The following is a 14,342-nucleotide window of genomic DNA, read 5'->3' as shown; positions in this document are numbered from 1 at the left end:
TAAGAAGCTTTGGGAGGTATTTTGTAACATGCAAGGAATTGTCAAATGGTTTAGCGCAGAAAAAGGGTATGGCTTCATCCAGCGCGAAGACGGTGACGACGTGTTCGTCCACTACTCCGCCATTCAGGCTGAAGGCTTCAAGACCCTTGAAGAGGGCCAACATGTGGAGTTTGATATTGTGGAGGGCGCGCGCGGGCCGCAGGCTGCAAACGTGGTGAAACTTCCCTAATAAAACAATAAGTCCCCGTCCGATACCGCGTTTTCCCGGACGGGGTTTTGTATTTTTTTTATGGTTCTTGGAAATCGCCGAGCGGGATCTCGAACAGCTTGATCACCAGCTTGTTGTTTTCCTGGGCTCCCATGGCAAACAGAAACAGCTGTCCGTCATCGCCCATCGCATGATCCAGGTATTTCACGTTGTAGCCAGATGGCAGATCCAGAAAAATCGGGTACGAGCCGCCTTTTGCCGTCTTGTCCCCTTTTGCCCTGACCGCTTTCAGGTTGACCGCCTGGTCAAGCCGCGGCTGGATTTCGAACAGATAACTGCCGTAACCGACATCCGCATACTCGTAGAACTTCTGCTTTTGAGTGCCGCTCCGCAAATATTCGTGGTTCTTCACGTCAAAAATGAACCCTTCCTGCGTGTAGATAAACCCTTCGTTCATATGTATGGCTTTCTCCTTGCCGGGCAGCTTGTAAATATCCAGCTCGCCGCGAAGCTGGTCCATCTCCGACTTGTCCACTTCCGAGTAATTGAAACTGTCTACGTTATATTTTACAGCCAGTTTGTCCTTCCCAGCAATGTAGAGAATCTTGCCGTTGAGAAGCGCCTTCTGCAGCTTGTATCCGGGGAAGACGTCCCGCTTGACCGTTCCGTCTTTCGCCTCGACCGCCAGCCGTACCGTCCCGTCCGTCTCCTGATAGACAAAAACCGGTCTCCCGTCCGTTGTCACAAACGCGTAACGCGGCAAACCGGGATCAAACGGGCCGTTCATTTCGGCCAAGACCTTGCCTTTCAGCGGATTTGCCTGCGTATGATCGATCACGTCCTGAAATGTTGCTTTCGCAGCCGGTTGCTGTGCCGCCGTCTGCTTCCAAAAATTCGGCATAGACGCGTTCAACGGTTGGCATCCGGCGGTCACGATCGCAATCGCGGCCAGCAGCAGGTAGTGCCTCGCCTTCACAGAATCACCTCAAAGTCTAGCATGCTACCTCTACTCTAGCACAAGATTCGCTGCGGAACCACCGAAAAAACCGAATTTTCGACACGGTTCGCCAGATTTTCACCCGCTGTGCCGGGGAGTCACCACGCTCCCATGTGCCTGTCTCCGGAAAAAGAACCCGGCCACCGTGAATCCGCCAAGCATCACCGCGAACGGAACCGCGACAAATACCGCCGCGCCGACCGCCGCACATGCATCATCACCTTTTACCTGCCGATCCGGTTTCCACCTTGCAGATCTCCATACGCTCTTGGCAGTGGGGGTGGAATGCACAGCCCATTACACAACCTTCAACCCCTCTTTTACCACAAACGACACACAGGGAATGCGCTCCGATTGCACGGTATCTTCCGCCCGATTCCCGGCTTCTGTGAACCATCAGAATGTCAGGCTGCCGGGTCTCCGTATCTGACAGGATCACGTCGACAGGCGTATCCATAATAATATACTCCTGTTCGCAAGAGTCCGATAGCGTACGCTCCAACCGGTGGCTGATCCGCTGATGGGTGGTGGGAGGGGAACGGTTTTAGTTCCAGTCTGCCGCCGAGAAATATCGCACATATGTTCGCGTGTGCCAACGCTTCACACATAGCCAGAAGCTTCAAACTGTCTGATTCGCGAAAACTCCCCTGCGAGCGGTTCGCAGGGGAGTGGATCGTTTACCCAAACTTGTACGTGATTCCATATCCGCCTTTCGGATACACCCATTCAATATTGTAGGTGGGACAGCCGAGCCGGCACGTCCCGCATTCGATGCAGTTTTCAAACGCGACCGATGTGTACGTTCCTTCCCATGCGTACACATCCGCCGGGCAAAAATGGGTGCATTCCTTGGTCGGGCAATTCAGGCACACTTCCTGATCCTTGATGATCAGGTGCGACTTCTCATCGACCTTGTAGCGGATGGTAAACAGCTTCTCTTCAATCGTGGCGCTCATCCGTTAATCGCCCTCCATCCCTTGTAGCCGAGTTTCAGCAGATCCCAGGTGCCGCCTGTCGCTTCCTTCAGGCGCTTGATCGCATAGCGCTGCTTTTCCGCTTTCGACACGCCGTTTACCAGCAGCATCTCGTAGGCCGCGTCGTTCACAGCACGGGGCAGGTTCTCGAACAGGACTTTCGGATCGATTTCGTTCAACAGAGCATGCAGACCCTGGTATTTCTTGAGGTCCTTGTGAATGAACGACTCTTTCACCTTCGCGTCGTACAGGCTTAGGGTTTGCCGCGAGTAGTCGCCCCGTTTTTTCGCCTCGATGATCGCTTCCCCGGCAAACCGGCCGGACGTCATCGCCAGGTTGGTGCCTTCCCGGTGCACAAAATTCACCAACTGCGCCGCGTCGCCGCAGATCACCCAGCCGTTGCCCGAGAGGGGCGGCACCGATTTCAACCCGCCTTCCGGAATCAGGTGCCCTGCGTATTCTTTTGTCTCTCCGCCCTGAATCAGCTTGCGGATCATCGGGTGCTGCTTGACGCCTTCCAGCAACTCGTACGGCTTGATCTTGTGTTTTTTCAGGTCGGACACCATCACTCCGATCCCGAGCGAAAGCGATTCCTTATTTGTATACAGGAACCCGAGGCCGGTCATGCCGCGCGATGTCTCCCCGACAAACTCGATCGTCACCCCTTCGTCCCCTTCCAGGTTGAAGCGGTCCATGATTTTCTCTTTCGGCAGGAAAATTTGCTCCTTTACTGCCAACGACACTTCGTGCGGCAACCATTCCTTGTGGATGCCAAGCGATTTTCCGAGCAGCGAATTGACACCGTCCGCAATCACCACCACATCCGCGTACAGATCGCCCTGGTCGCGGTCGGTGCGGACACCGATCACCCTGTCGCCTTCCCGGATCAAATCGGTGGCAACGGTTTCATACACCGGAATCGCACCCGCCTGTTCCGCCTTGGAGGCGAACCACTGATCGAACTTCACCCGCATGCCGGTCCAGCAGTTGTACGGCTCCTTGAACGCTTCGTTGCGATGACCGAACGTAACCACCGACTCCGGTCCGAGAATCCACAGCCGTTGTTCGACAATGTGCCGCTCGAGCGGTGCTTCCGTCCAAAACTCGGGGATGATGTCCTCCAACTGTTTCCGGTATAACACGCCGCCGAATACGTTTTTCGCTCCCGGAAATTCCCCCCGTTCCAGCAACACCACGGACAGCCCGGCTCTCGCCATCGTCAGCGCTGCCGCCGTTCCGGCCGGACCCGCTCCGACGACAACCGCGTCAAATTTGTTCGTCATACCCGCACTCCTCCTTCCTCGGCCGCTTGCGAACGGTTGGCTGCATCGGTCAGAAATGAGGCGCTCTTCCGCCGCCGGACCTCTTCGGTAATCGCCGGCACGATCTGGAACAAGTCTCCCACGATCCCATAGTGCGCCACCTTAAAAATCGGGGCGTTCGGATCACGGTTAATCGCCACGATCACGCCGGAATTCTGCATGCCGACGAGATGTTGCACCGCACCGGAGATGCCAATCGCAAAATACAATTTCGGCCGAACCGTATATCCGGTTTGTCCAACTTGGTGCTCATGCTTGATCCACCCGGCGTCAACCGCAGCGCGCGATGCGCCGACGACGCCGCCCAATTCGTCAGCCAGTTCCTTCAGCATTTTGAACGGTTCCGGTCCGCCTAAGCCCCGGCCGCCGGATACGATAATCTCCGCTTCCTCGATGTTGACTTTCGATTGATCCTGGATGAAATCGAGCACTTTAGCGGCGATTTCCTCCTCTCGAATGGAAAAATCGACGCGGATGATCTCGCCTTTGCGCGAGGGATCCCTCGGCAGCGCCTCGAACACGCCGGCCCGGGCGGTCGCCATCTGCGGCCGGTATTGCTTGCAGAGGATCGTCGCCATCATTTTTTCCGAAAAAGCGGGCCGGGAGGCGAGCAGCAATCGGCTCGGATGCGGCTCCACATCCAACTCCGTCGTGTCGGCCGTCAGACCGGTCGGCAAGTGGGTGGCAATCGCTCCCGCCAGGTCGCGGCCGGTGGCGGTCGCTCCGAACAGCACGATCTCCGGCTTCACCTCCTGGATCACTTTCATCGATGCACGCGAGTAAGGATAAGTCCGGTAATACCTCAATTCCGGCGCATCGCACAGGTACACGCGGTCGGCGCCATAGGCGATCGCCTCTTCCGCCAGATGTTGCACATCATGGCCGATCACCAACGCCATCAGATCGACTTCCAGTTTGTCTGCCAGCTTTTTGCCTTGCCCCAACAGTTGCCAGCCGACGCTCTTCGCTTTGCCGTCCCGATGCTCGATATAGACCAGTACGCCGCGGTATGCCGACCAATCGGGCATATCGTCGGCCGTCCGCTGTTTCGTTTCTTCCGCCATCGATTTCCTCCCCCTTAAACCAGGATGTTTGATCCCGTGATGCCCGCAAGGAAGCGGATGCGCTTCACGGGTGTCCCTATTCGATGATCCATTCTGCGGCGTCCAGACGGATACGGACGCTTTTAGCGGAGTTTCCCCTTAGGCTTGCTGTCCCCAGCCAAAACGCGCCGGGAGATCGGTCTGCCACAGCTTCTCAACGAAAGCGGCCGCTTTCACGCGGGCGTCGTCACCTTCGATCATCACCGTGTCGACCGTGCGCTGCTCAGGCACCCACGATTTGGCGACGATTGTCGGGGAGCCTTTCAGGCCGATTTTGCTGCGGTCGAGGTTAGGAAAATCCTGGGTCGTCCAGATGACCGGTTTGTACTGCGCCGCCCGCAGCATGCCGGGCATCGAAGCGCGCCGGACTTTATTCAGTTCTTTCAGGGCGGTCATCAGCACCGGCAGTTTGGTTTGCACCACTTCCACCCCGTCTTCCAGGTGGCGGTGCACCGTGATGCGCCGGGTGTCCAGATCGATGCCGACCACCTTTTCGACATACGTCAATTGTTCAAGATCCAGCCGGCAGGCGATGCCCGGACCGACCTGCCCCGTATCGCCGTCCAGCGTCTGTTTTCCGGTAAACACAATGTCGACAGGCCCCCAGGTGTCCGCCACTTTTTTGATCGTTTCCGCCAACACGTACGACGTGGCCAGCGTATCGGCACCCGCGAATCCTCTGTCGGTCACCAGCACCGCCTCGTCCGCACCGAGCGAAATGCACTGCTTCAAAGCTTTCTCCGCGGGCGGCGGCCCCATGCAGACAACCGTCACGCGTCCGCCGTATTTCTCCCTGAGCACCAATGCTTCCTCCAACCCGTGCAGGTCGTAAAAATTGACGATCGCAGGCACCCCGGTGCGGATCAGCGTGTTGGTTTTGGGATCGATGCGAATTTCCCGGCTGTCCGGCACCTGCTTGACGCATACCACAATGTGCAGCATCCGTTTCGACCTCCTCTTCTTCACCTGAGGCAGAAATAAACAGCTTCCTACCTCTATTGTATTGTGAAAATATGAACTATTGTCAACAGATTATTTTATCAATTTTTAATTATAAGAAGATATCATCTACTACATCGAAATGATTCCAATCTGCTTCCACCATATGCCTGGACGATGCTTTCATGACCGCGATCAATCCGCTCATGTTCCTGCAGGGATCATGGCATGATAAGAGAGTGTGGGATGAATGGCAGAAGGAGGCAGATACGGTTTGCTGCGAAATCGTTGGAAATGGGCGTTGCTTATCGGCATTCTGGCCGTCGGATCGGCCGTTCTATTGTTCAGGCCCTACCTGGCAGATTGGCTGTCGCTGCGAAAAAAGGAAACGGTGCAGCCGATCACGGTTGGCGCCCGCACTCTGATCGTCGCTCCCCATCCGGACGACGAAACGCTGGGTGGGGCGGAAGTCATCCAAAAAGCGCTCGCCGCCGGCAAGCAAGTAAAGGTGGTGATCGTGACAAGCGGCGACGGATATAAGCGGGCCGTCGAGGAAAATTACGGGATTGCGTCACCCTCTCCGGCTGACTACAGACGGTTGGGGGAAGCGCGCCATTTAGAATCGTTGAAAGCGATGAAGCATTTTGGCCTGGCGGAAAAAGACGTGATGTTTCTGGGATATCCAGACGGCGGAGTGAACGGGCTGTGGGAATCGGACTGGGACTATGACCATCTGCACAGAGGACTAAACGGCAGCACCCATTCTCCCTACGCGTTCAGCTATGAAAAAAATGCGCCCTACTGCGGCGCCAATCTGGCGAAAAACTTGTGGGACATTATCCGAGAGTTTCAGCCGACCGACATCGTCTATCCCGATCCGAACGATCAACATCACGATCATTGGGGAACCAACGCGTTTGTTAAATATGTCCTGACCCTGCACAAGTACCGCGCCAACGAATGGACCTACCTGGTGCACCGGGGAGATTTTCCGGCGCCGTGGCGGTATGAGCCGAACCTGCCTTTGCATCCGCCGCATGTGCTGAGCGGATTGGACACGAAGTGGATTTATATTCCGGTGAGCGAACAGGAAAAGCGGAAAAAGCACGAAGCGATCCGGCAATACGCGACGCAAACGAAAGTGATGGATCCGTTTCTGGAAGCGTTTGTTCGCACCAACGAACTGCTCGGGACGTACACGGACCCGACGCTTCCGGTCGCGCCGGAAACGCCTGATTTTGCCGGTTCTCCCGCCTTTCCGCATCCTTTGTTTCTCGATGCGCACGGCGATACGGTCCGCAGAGAGGTGGAGGCGGCGGCGGATATCGCGACGGTTGGCGGGGTTCTGGCAGATGGAAAATTGTACATCGGATTGGAGACCCGGGCTCCGATCAGTCCGCGCGTGGCATACAATGTGCGCATTCGCCTGTTCCGACCGAATGAAGTGAAACGGCTCGACCTGACCGTGCACGGAACGCAAGTGACAGCCGCCAGGTATGCGAGCAACAGTTTGGATTTGCCGCCCGATACGGCCGTTCAGTCAAAAGACAACCGGCTGTGGCTGACCTTGCCGGGCAACCTGCTGGATGGCACCACCAGCATCTTGCTGTCAGCCGACAGCGTTGTCGATCGGGAGCGGATCGACAAAACGGCCTGGCGATTGGTCAAAATCGCCGGCCGCTGAGCCGCAGCCCGCAGGCCTCCCGCAAAAGATTGTCCGCTGGCCGGCACAATGTCATATAATACAAACAGAGCCGTTTGCCAGAACCCTTTTGCGGAACCATTCAGGGACATGGGGAACGGGTGAAAGCGGTCGATCAGTCGGCGGAGGGGAAACCATTGAATCAGGAGTTCGTATTCCATTGGATTGCACATTACGGATATATCGGACTGTTTACCGCGCAGGTGCTCGGCATCGTGGGAATTCCCCTGCCGGATGAGCTCTTGATGACGTTCGCCGGATTTTTGGTGTCGAAGGGCGAACTTCGCTATTGGGTGACGCTACTGGTGGCGTTTCTCGGCAGCATCGTCGGCATGTCGTTCAGCTATCTGGTCGGCCACCGGTTCGGGCTGCCCCTGCTCGAAAAACACGGCCGAAAAATTTCGATCACGCCGGAAAAACTGGAAAAAGCGGAACAGTGGTTCCGGCGTTTCGGCAAGTTGACCGTTACGCTCGGCTACTTCATTCCCGGCGTCCGCCATTTCACCGCTTTGTCGGCAGGGATCAGCAAATGGCCGTACCCCGCCTTTCTGCTGTACGCGTTTCCCGGCGGTCTGCTCTGGGTGCTGACGTTCGTCACGCTCGGTGTGTTTCTGCAAGACCATTGGCTGACCTTTTCAAAAGCGCTGCACAAATACCTGTGGTTGGCGGCAATTCTCGCTGCCACAGCGGCAATTATTGGATGGCGGATCCGCCGGTTCGTTTGCAAGCAGAAGGCCCGCTAAGCAACTACCCTAAATCAGATGCACGACAATCGTTTGGCACGTCATGTTTCACTGTGGCGGATATTTATCCTCTTTCAGTCGGAAATTCGATCGTAAACACGGCCCCCCCAGCCGCACCATTATCCGCCCGGATGGTGCCGCCGCTTTTTTCGATGATCGCACGGGTGATCGCCAACCCCAGCCCGGTATCACCGCCGTCGCCCTGGAAAAACCGCTCGAAAATCTTTTCCTTGTGCTCCTCCCGCAATCCAGGGCCATCGTCTTCGACCGTAATCCGAACGGCCGCACCGACGTTTTGAATGCTGAGAGTCACACGGCTCCGGGCGTGCCGGATGCCGTTGGCCAACAGGTTGATGAACGCTTGCATCATTTTGTCCGGATCGAGCAGCAATCGGCCGATCGGCGCTGCTTGCAGGCTGACGTACACCCCTTTTTGCTGGGCCAGGCTCTCCACGCGCTCGATGCTTTCCTGTGCGATCATCTGCAAGTCGACCGGTTGCAGGTCATAGATCGCGTCGAGCGTTTCCAGCTTGGACAGGTAAATCAGCTCGTCGACCATCTTTTTCAGCCGTTTGCTTTCCGCTGAGATCACGTCCAGCCCTTTCTCCGCTTCCGTTCCCTGAAAAATGCCGTCCCGGATTCCTTCCGCATAACCCTGGATCGCCATCAGCGGCGTTTTCAGCTCATGCGAAGCGTTCTGCAAAAAGCGCCTTTGCGCCTCGTCATACTGTTTCAGCGCCAGGGTCATCTGGCGGAAAGCACGCGACAGTTCCTCCAGCTCATCGCCCGTGTGGACGATTTCAGGCGGCGAAAAATCGCGCTTTGCCAGCCGGGCGACCGCCTGCTGCAGATGTTCCAGCGGACGGGTCAGCGAGCGCATCATAAAATAGGCCATCGCCAGCATCAGGATGGCAGTGATGAGAAAGCCTTTGATCAGCACCATCACCACCTGATACGTCACCGTCCGGATCTTTTGCAGTTCGGTGAACAGGACGAGCGCATACGGCACTTGCCCGCCTTTTCCTATCGGCAATGCCACAAACACGATCTCTTTGCCTCGCAGCTCGCCCTGCCCTTCCAACGCATCCCCTTCAAACACGCGCTGCAGGGGAATCGGCGAGCGCATAAACGGCGGCACCTCCCGCGAACTGGATTCGACCACTTCCTGACTGGCTCGCGATACGATAAAATAGTTGCTTTCAATCGTGTGCAACGCAAGCCGGATGAGAATCTGTTTTCTGACGGGGCCGAGTTCTCCGGTACGGCCCGTTCCGGCCAATTCAACCAGACGGTTGGCTTCCATCCGCAGACTGTCCTTCGCTTCCGTTACCATATAATCGCGGATAAAGGCGGTAAACAAAATTCCCGATACGGTCAGCGTAATCCCGATCAAAATCAGGTACGTGAACACCAGTTTTTTGCCAATCGTGCGCTTCATCGTCACCCTTCCAGTTTGTAGCCGTAGCCCCACACGGTCTTGATCTCCACCGCCGAATCGACCGCTCTCAATTTTTTCCGCAGGCGCTTCACCAGATCATCGATCGCCCGTTCGTCGCCCAGATATTCATACCCCCACACCTGATTCAACAATTGCTCGCGGGTGAACGCCTTGTTGCGGTTCATCGCCAAAAATGACAGCAAATCGTATTCTTTCGTGGTGAACGGAATCTCCTCTTCCTCTTTCACCACGCGCCGCTCCTCCAGATAGAACGTGAGGTCCTCGATGCGGAGAATTTGCTGCTTCGCTGCGCTTCCCGCCTGCAGGGCGTCGAGGCGGCGAAACATCGTTTTTACCCGTGCCACAAGCTCCCGTGGCGAGAACGGCTTCGACAGATAGTCATCCGAACCGAGTTCAAAGCCGACGATCTTGTCCACTTCCTCGTCTTTGGCGGACACCATGATGATCGGCACCATGCTTTCGGCACGAATTTTTCGGCACAGCTCGTAGCCATCGATGCCCGGCATCATGATGTCGATGATGAACATGTCCGGCTCAGACTGTTGCCACGCTTCCACAGCCGGCTCCGCCCGGTCGAACGTCCGTACCTGATAACCTTCCGCCTGCAGGTACCGCTCGATGATCTCCCTTACTTTTTCGTCGTCATCCACAATAAAAATCGTCTTTTTCCGATCCTCAGCCATGTCGATCACCTGTTCCCAGTGTACCACAGCGTTGGCAAATTATTGAGGTGTATCGCCGACTTTCTCCGGCTGTCTCTCCTGCCCCGGTTCTCCGGATGTGCCCTTCTCCTGCTCCCGCTTGCGCTCCGGCTCCTCCGTGATTTCGCGCATGGAGTCCCTGAATTCGCGAATCCCCTTGCCAAAGGCGCGACCGATTTCCGGCAATTTGTTGGGCCCGAATATCAGCAGCGCCACGATCAGGATCATAATCAATCCTGGAATTCCGATATTCTCAAACATGTATAACGCCCCCTTGTCGAATCTGCGTGTCAAACGCCCATCCATATTAGAATGTATCAAATTTTTGTGGAATAATTGTGGAATGCAAGTGAAAGATGCTGGATTAACGGGACGAGAAGACCGGTGTATATTATTTAGATATTTACCTAAATATCTAAAAGGGGACTCCTATGAATGAAGTGTTTAAGGCGCTGGCGGATCCAACCAGGGATTGTTGCCGCTTGGACGTTTGGAATTGCTCTCGCGGTGGCAACGATTGCGCCGGTCGTCTATTCCTACGTTTTGTACCGGAAATTGTCGTCATAGGCGAAACGTAAACGGGGTGAAATGCATCACCCCTTTTTCCATGGGGGAGATACTCATAAACCCGGTGATATCTTATCGTCCTTTCAATCTCCCTCAAAAAAGAAAAACCCGGCGATGGCAAGTAACAACAGCGTCCCCAATACACTGAGCAGCAAAAATCCGATGCCGCCGACCACAAACAATTTTCCCGGGAAAAGTACGGCCACGACCAGTCCGATTAAAACCAGCCACAAAAACGTTTTAAATGTGAACTTCAGCAGTTTCCAAATGATCAGCGCAAACAGGATCCCGATGACGATATGCATGATCACCATGACGAATTCCTCCAAGCTGCCGCTTGCGGGCGGCATTATTTTTCACAATACACCAATCAAAACCGGATGTACAACAAGCGGTTGCCACCAATCAACGGTTTTCACAATTTATCCGAATTTGCCTGTTACAATAGAAACAGGAGGAGGGGTTTTCATGCGAAAACTGGTCCTTTTGGCCGCCTTGTTGGGGATCTTCTGGTTTGGACAAGACATCAAGCGATCAAATCTCTATCAAACGATGGAACGGGGAGTGACGCAAAACCTCGACCGGTTCCTCAACCAGTTGCACTTGCAGCGTCCCGATCCGAACAACATCCAGCAACAGGTCGGCCAGGTTTTGCATACGATCGACCAGTTGGATCAACAACTCGTCGATCAATTGCTCACACGTTCGCTTGGAATTCGGAATCTGCCGTCGCTGCCGGAGTTTCACAATCCGCAAACGTCAGACCACTCGGTCGGACAGATTCAGGTGTTGGCGGGAGATTCCGGCGTAACGCAAGCCGATCTGCAGGCAGCAGTAAAAACCATTCAAAACATTTCACTGCCGATTTTGCAACAAAACCTCTGGAAACCGACGGAAACCACCCGCGTGGTGCTGTTCTCGTCGCACGAGGGCTATGCCAATGCGTTGCGCAAATCGGGTATCCAAGCCTCGATGATTCCGAGCATCGTATCGAAGACGGGTGGGCTGACCGTCGGCAAAGATGTTTGGATCCCATTATACGCTTCCAAATCAAACGCCGAACTGGCCGACGTGTTGACGCATGAGCTGACCCATACGGCGCTGAACGAACAGGGGATCGGGGAAGTGATCCCCACCTGGGTGAATGAAGGGATCGCCTGGCACAACGGCATGGCAGCGATGAACCAGGTGGATCCCCGGATGGCTCAACAAATGACAAACGCCTTAAACCGCCAAATTCAGCAAGTCGCCCAACGCGGCCAGTTGTTGCCTCTGTCGGCAAGCGAACAGGACATGTTGCGGGCCCGCTACAACGTCGAATGGGAGGATTACCTGGCGGTCGAAAATTTGATCCGGCAGGGGGGCATGAACAAGTTTCGAACATTTTTGGCGGGAACCAGGAAGCTCGGTGTCAGCAACAGCTTCGCAACCCAGTACAGCGAATCGCTGCACGTATATGAAAACGAGTTCTACCAGTCCCTGTCCGGAAAATAGAAAAACGCCAATAAACTACAGCCAGCCTGCTTCTGAAATAAGCGTGCTGGCTGGTTGCTTCAGGCATCCTCCACGGTGTACCGGGAGAGATTCAAGAGCAGCCCCATTGCGATCAATTTCATGAGCAAAGAACTGCCCCCGTAGGACACAAAAGGAAGAGGGATTCCGATCACCGGCAGCACTGCGCTTACCATCCCGATATTCGCCAAGGCGGCAAAGCCGATCATCGCCGTGATGCCGACCGCTAGCAGTGCCCCAAACCGGTCCGGCAGACGGGAAGCAACCCGAATCCCCCGGATGATCAACACCGCGAACAGTGCGATCAGCAAAATCCCCCCTAGCGTTCCCCACTCCTCCGACAAGATGGCAAAAATAAAATCGGTGTGCGGTTCCGGCAGATAGAGAAATTTTTCGATGCTCCGGCCCAGTCCTCTGCCGGTCCAACCGCCGGATGCGACCGCATACAGGGAATTTGCTTGCTGATAGCCCCAATACTGGATGTTTTCCGGTGAAAAAGGATCGAGAAAAGCCAGCAACCGCGCTCGGCGGTAATCGGACAACATGACGAGCGCAACCGCCAACAGTCCGGAAGGGAGCAAAATTTTCGCCAAGTGCTTGCCAGGGGTTCCGCCCGCAAACAGAATGGCCAGCCCGCTGACCGCCAACAGGGAGGCGCCGTCCATGGCCGGCTCGATCAGCACCAGTCCCGCAAACAGCCCGATGACCACCAGAGGCGGTACAATCCCTTTTTTAAAATCGGCAAGCTGATCGTGCTTTTTCGAAACAAGATGGGACAGGTAGACAATCACCGTCAGCGTCGCCAGTTCGGATGGTTGGAACGACACGGGGCCAAGAGCAATCCAGCGATGCGCCCCTCCCACTTTTGGAAAAACGAACACCAACAGCAAACTGACGAGCGATGCGGGAATCAGCCATTTCAACAAGTCCCGCCACTTCCAATAAGGCAGGTTCATGACAGTCACCATCGCAATCAACCCCACGGCCGCCCACAAACACTGCCGGATAAAAAAATAATGCGGCGACTTGTCCAAATGCTCGGACGCCCAAATCATGCTCGCGCTGTAGATGTTCAACAAACCGCTGCTGACAAGCAGCAAAACCGTGATCAACAAAACAAAATCAGGCCGGTGCCGCGTCAATTTCATCGAATTCCTCCAAATTGAAACCAGCATGGAAACTCTGCCAAGTTATCTGTCATAGTATAGGGAGGCATCTCGCAATAAGTAAGAATAAGCGGAGGTTTCCCATGCACTGGATCACGATTGTATTGATCGGACTCGCTTCCAATCTGGACAATTTGGGCATTGGCGTTTCATTCGGGATGCGCTCCACCCGGATCCCCTTTGTTTCCAATCTGATTATCGCACTGATTTCGATGCTGGCCACCTATTCAACCCTTTCGTTGGGACAGTGGGTGTCCAGCTACGTTCCCCCGAGCGTCGCAAACCTTATGGGCGGCCTTCTGATCGTGGCCATCGGCGCCTGGACGATCGGCTCCGGTTTTTTCAACCGGTCGCCCGCTGATACGGATGATGCCTTGACCGCCGTCTTGCGCAATCCGGAACATGCGGACATTGATCAGGATCGGGTGATTTCCTGGCAGGAGTCGATTTCATTAGGGGTGGCGCTCGCCTTGAACTGCATGGCAAGCGGCTTCGGTGCCGGAATCAGCGGCGTCTCCCCGTTCTGGACGACCCTGTCAGTTGGTGCATTTTCGTTACTAACAGTGGAGCTTGGCGTTCGCGCCGGTCATCGGATTGCAAGAGCTTGGCTGGGCCGCTACTCCAATCTGATCGCCGGACTGCTCCTGATCGGAATCGGCGTTTACGAGATCCTCATCTGATCAATGACCGCCCAAACCCCCTTGCCCGGTTCAAAAAACAGTTCCATCGTCAAGCCGTGCGGATCAAACCGATGACAGTCCGCCAGATAAACGGCCACCGCACCGATCAGATCCTGTTCCGTCAGCGGGTAGCGAAACAACCCGTTGCGGGCGGTGGCCACCGCGAAAAATCCTGTTTTCTCTTCATACAGCATACAGCGGCTCCGCCTCCACCTGTTGCGGCGGCTGTCCGTACCTGGCCGCAACAAACACGCAAACAGAGTCCTGCT

Annotated in this window: 17 protein-coding genes; 6 read left to right on the top strand and 11 right to left on the bottom strand. The window is 55.4% G+C overall.

Annotated elements, in window-relative coordinates:
* The first annotated feature begins 28 nt into the window (after positions 1 to 28).
* Entirely contained in the window at positions 29 to 229 is a 201-nt protein-coding gene (locus C230_RS0111865; protein WP_018132260.1) for a cold shock domain-containing protein, read from the top strand.
* Between the two features lie 58 nt (positions 230 to 287).
* Here C230_RS0111865 and C230_RS0111860 read toward each other — a convergent pair whose 3' ends face one another.
* The 5 genes from C230_RS0111860 to C230_RS20275 form a co-directional block, all read right to left on the bottom strand.
* A complete protein-coding gene (locus tag C230_RS0111860) occupies positions 288 to 1,184 on the bottom strand; it encodes a hypothetical protein (protein WP_018132259.1) in 897 nt (298 codons plus the stop codon).
* 698 nt (positions 1,185 to 1,882) lie between these two features.
* The gene (locus C230_RS0111855; protein WP_018132258.1) at positions 1,883 to 2,161 is read right to left on the bottom strand and encodes a ferredoxin family protein; all 279 of its coding nucleotides are present in this window, start codon (positions 2,159 to 2,161) and stop codon (positions 1,883 to 1,885) included.
* On the bottom strand, positions 2,158 to 3,462 hold the full coding sequence (locus C230_RS0111850) for an FAD-dependent oxidoreductase (RefSeq protein ID WP_018132257.1): 1,305 nt from the start codon (positions 3,460 to 3,462) through the stop codon (positions 2,158 to 2,160). Before C230_RS0111850 ends, C230_RS0111855 begins: the two co-directional genes overlap by 4 nt.
* On the bottom strand, positions 3,459 to 4,565 hold the full coding sequence (locus tag C230_RS0111845; RefSeq protein ID WP_018132256.1) for an electron transfer flavoprotein subunit alpha/FixB family protein: 1,107 nt from the start codon (positions 4,563 to 4,565) through the stop codon (positions 3,459 to 3,461). Before C230_RS0111845 ends, C230_RS0111850 begins: the two co-directional genes overlap by 4 nt.
* Positions 4,566 to 4,703: 138 nt before the next feature.
* Positions 4,704 to 5,546 carry an electron transfer flavoprotein subunit beta/FixA family protein gene (locus C230_RS20275; RefSeq protein ID WP_018132255.1) on the bottom strand — a complete coding sequence of 281 codons (843 nt, stop codon included), beginning with the start codon at positions 5,544 to 5,546 and terminating at the stop codon, positions 4,704 to 4,706.
* 271 nt (positions 5,547 to 5,817) lie between these two features.
* Between C230_RS20275 and C230_RS0111835 the strand changes: the two genes are divergently transcribed.
* The gene (locus tag C230_RS0111835) at positions 5,818 to 7,227 is read left to right on the top strand and encodes a PIG-L deacetylase family protein (RefSeq protein ID WP_018132254.1); all 1,410 of its coding nucleotides are present in this window, start codon (positions 5,818 to 5,820) and stop codon (positions 7,225 to 7,227) included.
* 155 nt (positions 7,228 to 7,382) lie between these two features.
* Positions 7,383 to 7,988 (top strand): DedA family protein, encoded by a 606-nt coding sequence (locus C230_RS0111830; RefSeq protein ID WP_040393496.1) that lies wholly within the window; start codon positions 7,383 to 7,385, stop codon positions 7,986 to 7,988.
* 64 nt (positions 7,989 to 8,052) lie between these two features.
* Here C230_RS0111830 and C230_RS20270 read toward each other — a convergent pair whose 3' ends face one another.
* Genes C230_RS20270 through C230_RS0111815 form a run of 3 tightly spaced genes read right to left on the bottom strand, consistent with a single transcriptional unit; the run spans position 8,053 to position 10,409 of the window.
* A complete protein-coding gene (locus C230_RS20270; protein ID WP_018132252.1) occupies positions 8,053 to 9,426 on the bottom strand; it encodes a sensor histidine kinase in 1,374 nt (457 codons plus the stop codon).
* Between the two features lie 2 nt (positions 9,427 to 9,428).
* Complete coding sequence (locus tag C230_RS0111820; protein WP_018132251.1) at positions 9,429 to 10,130, bottom strand: response regulator transcription factor; 702 nt, start codon at positions 10,128 to 10,130, stop codon at positions 9,429 to 9,431.
* Positions 10,131 to 10,169: 39 nt separating this feature from the next.
* Positions 10,170 to 10,409: a twin-arginine translocase TatA/TatE family subunit gene (locus C230_RS0111815; RefSeq protein WP_018132250.1), complete on the bottom strand. Its 240-nt coding sequence runs from the start codon at positions 10,407 to 10,409 to the stop codon at positions 10,170 to 10,172.
* Positions 10,410 to 10,583: 174 nt separating this feature from the next.
* Between C230_RS0111815 and C230_RS23615 the strand changes: the two genes are divergently transcribed.
* On the top strand, positions 10,584 to 10,715 hold the full coding sequence (locus tag C230_RS23615) for a hypothetical protein (RefSeq protein ID WP_281168945.1): 132 nt from the start codon (positions 10,584 to 10,586) through the stop codon (positions 10,713 to 10,715).
* 83 nt (positions 10,716 to 10,798) lie between these two features.
* Here the strand turns inward: C230_RS23615 and C230_RS0111810 are convergent, their stop codons facing one another.
* Positions 10,799 to 11,029, bottom strand: coding sequence for a hypothetical protein (locus C230_RS0111810; protein WP_018132249.1), 231 nt, complete (start codon positions 11,027 to 11,029; stop codon positions 10,799 to 10,801).
* A gap of 154 nt (positions 11,030 to 11,183) precedes the next feature.
* Here C230_RS0111810 and C230_RS0111805 point away from each other — a divergent pair, with 154 nt between their 5' ends.
* Positions 11,184 to 12,209, top strand: a complete 1,026-nt coding sequence (locus C230_RS0111805; protein ID WP_018132248.1) for a hypothetical protein — start codon at positions 11,184 to 11,186, stop codon at positions 12,207 to 12,209.
* 59 nt (positions 12,210 to 12,268) lie between these two features.
* Here the strand turns inward: C230_RS0111805 and ftsW are convergent, their stop codons facing one another.
* Positions 12,269 to 13,375, bottom strand: coding sequence for a putative lipid II flippase FtsW (ftsW, locus tag C230_RS0111800; protein ID WP_018132247.1), 1,107 nt, complete (start codon positions 13,373 to 13,375; stop codon positions 12,269 to 12,271).
* A gap of 14 nt (positions 13,376 to 13,389) precedes the next feature.
* On the opposite strand from ftsW, the gene ytaF reads away from it, so the two are divergent.
* Positions 13,390 to 14,073 carry a sporulation membrane protein YtaF gene (gene ytaF, locus C230_RS0111795; protein WP_281168944.1) on the top strand — a complete coding sequence of 228 codons (684 nt, stop codon included), beginning with the start codon at positions 13,390 to 13,392 and terminating at the stop codon, positions 14,071 to 14,073.
* Here ytaF and C230_RS0111790 read toward each other — a convergent pair.
* Positions 14,055 to 14,267 (bottom strand): hypothetical protein, encoded by a 213-nt coding sequence (locus tag C230_RS0111790; protein WP_018132245.1) that lies wholly within the window; start codon positions 14,265 to 14,267, stop codon positions 14,055 to 14,057. The two genes, ytaF and C230_RS0111790, sit on opposite strands and share 19 nt — an antisense overlap.
* Positions 14,268 to 14,342 lie beyond the last annotated feature (75 nt).

The sequence above is a fragment of the Effusibacillus pohliae DSM 22757 genome (genome assembly GCF_000376225.1).
GTDB lineage: Bacteria > Bacillota > Bacilli > Tumebacillales > Effusibacillaceae > Effusibacillus > Effusibacillus pohliae.
This window is presented reverse-complemented; position numbering and strand designations above follow the sequence as displayed.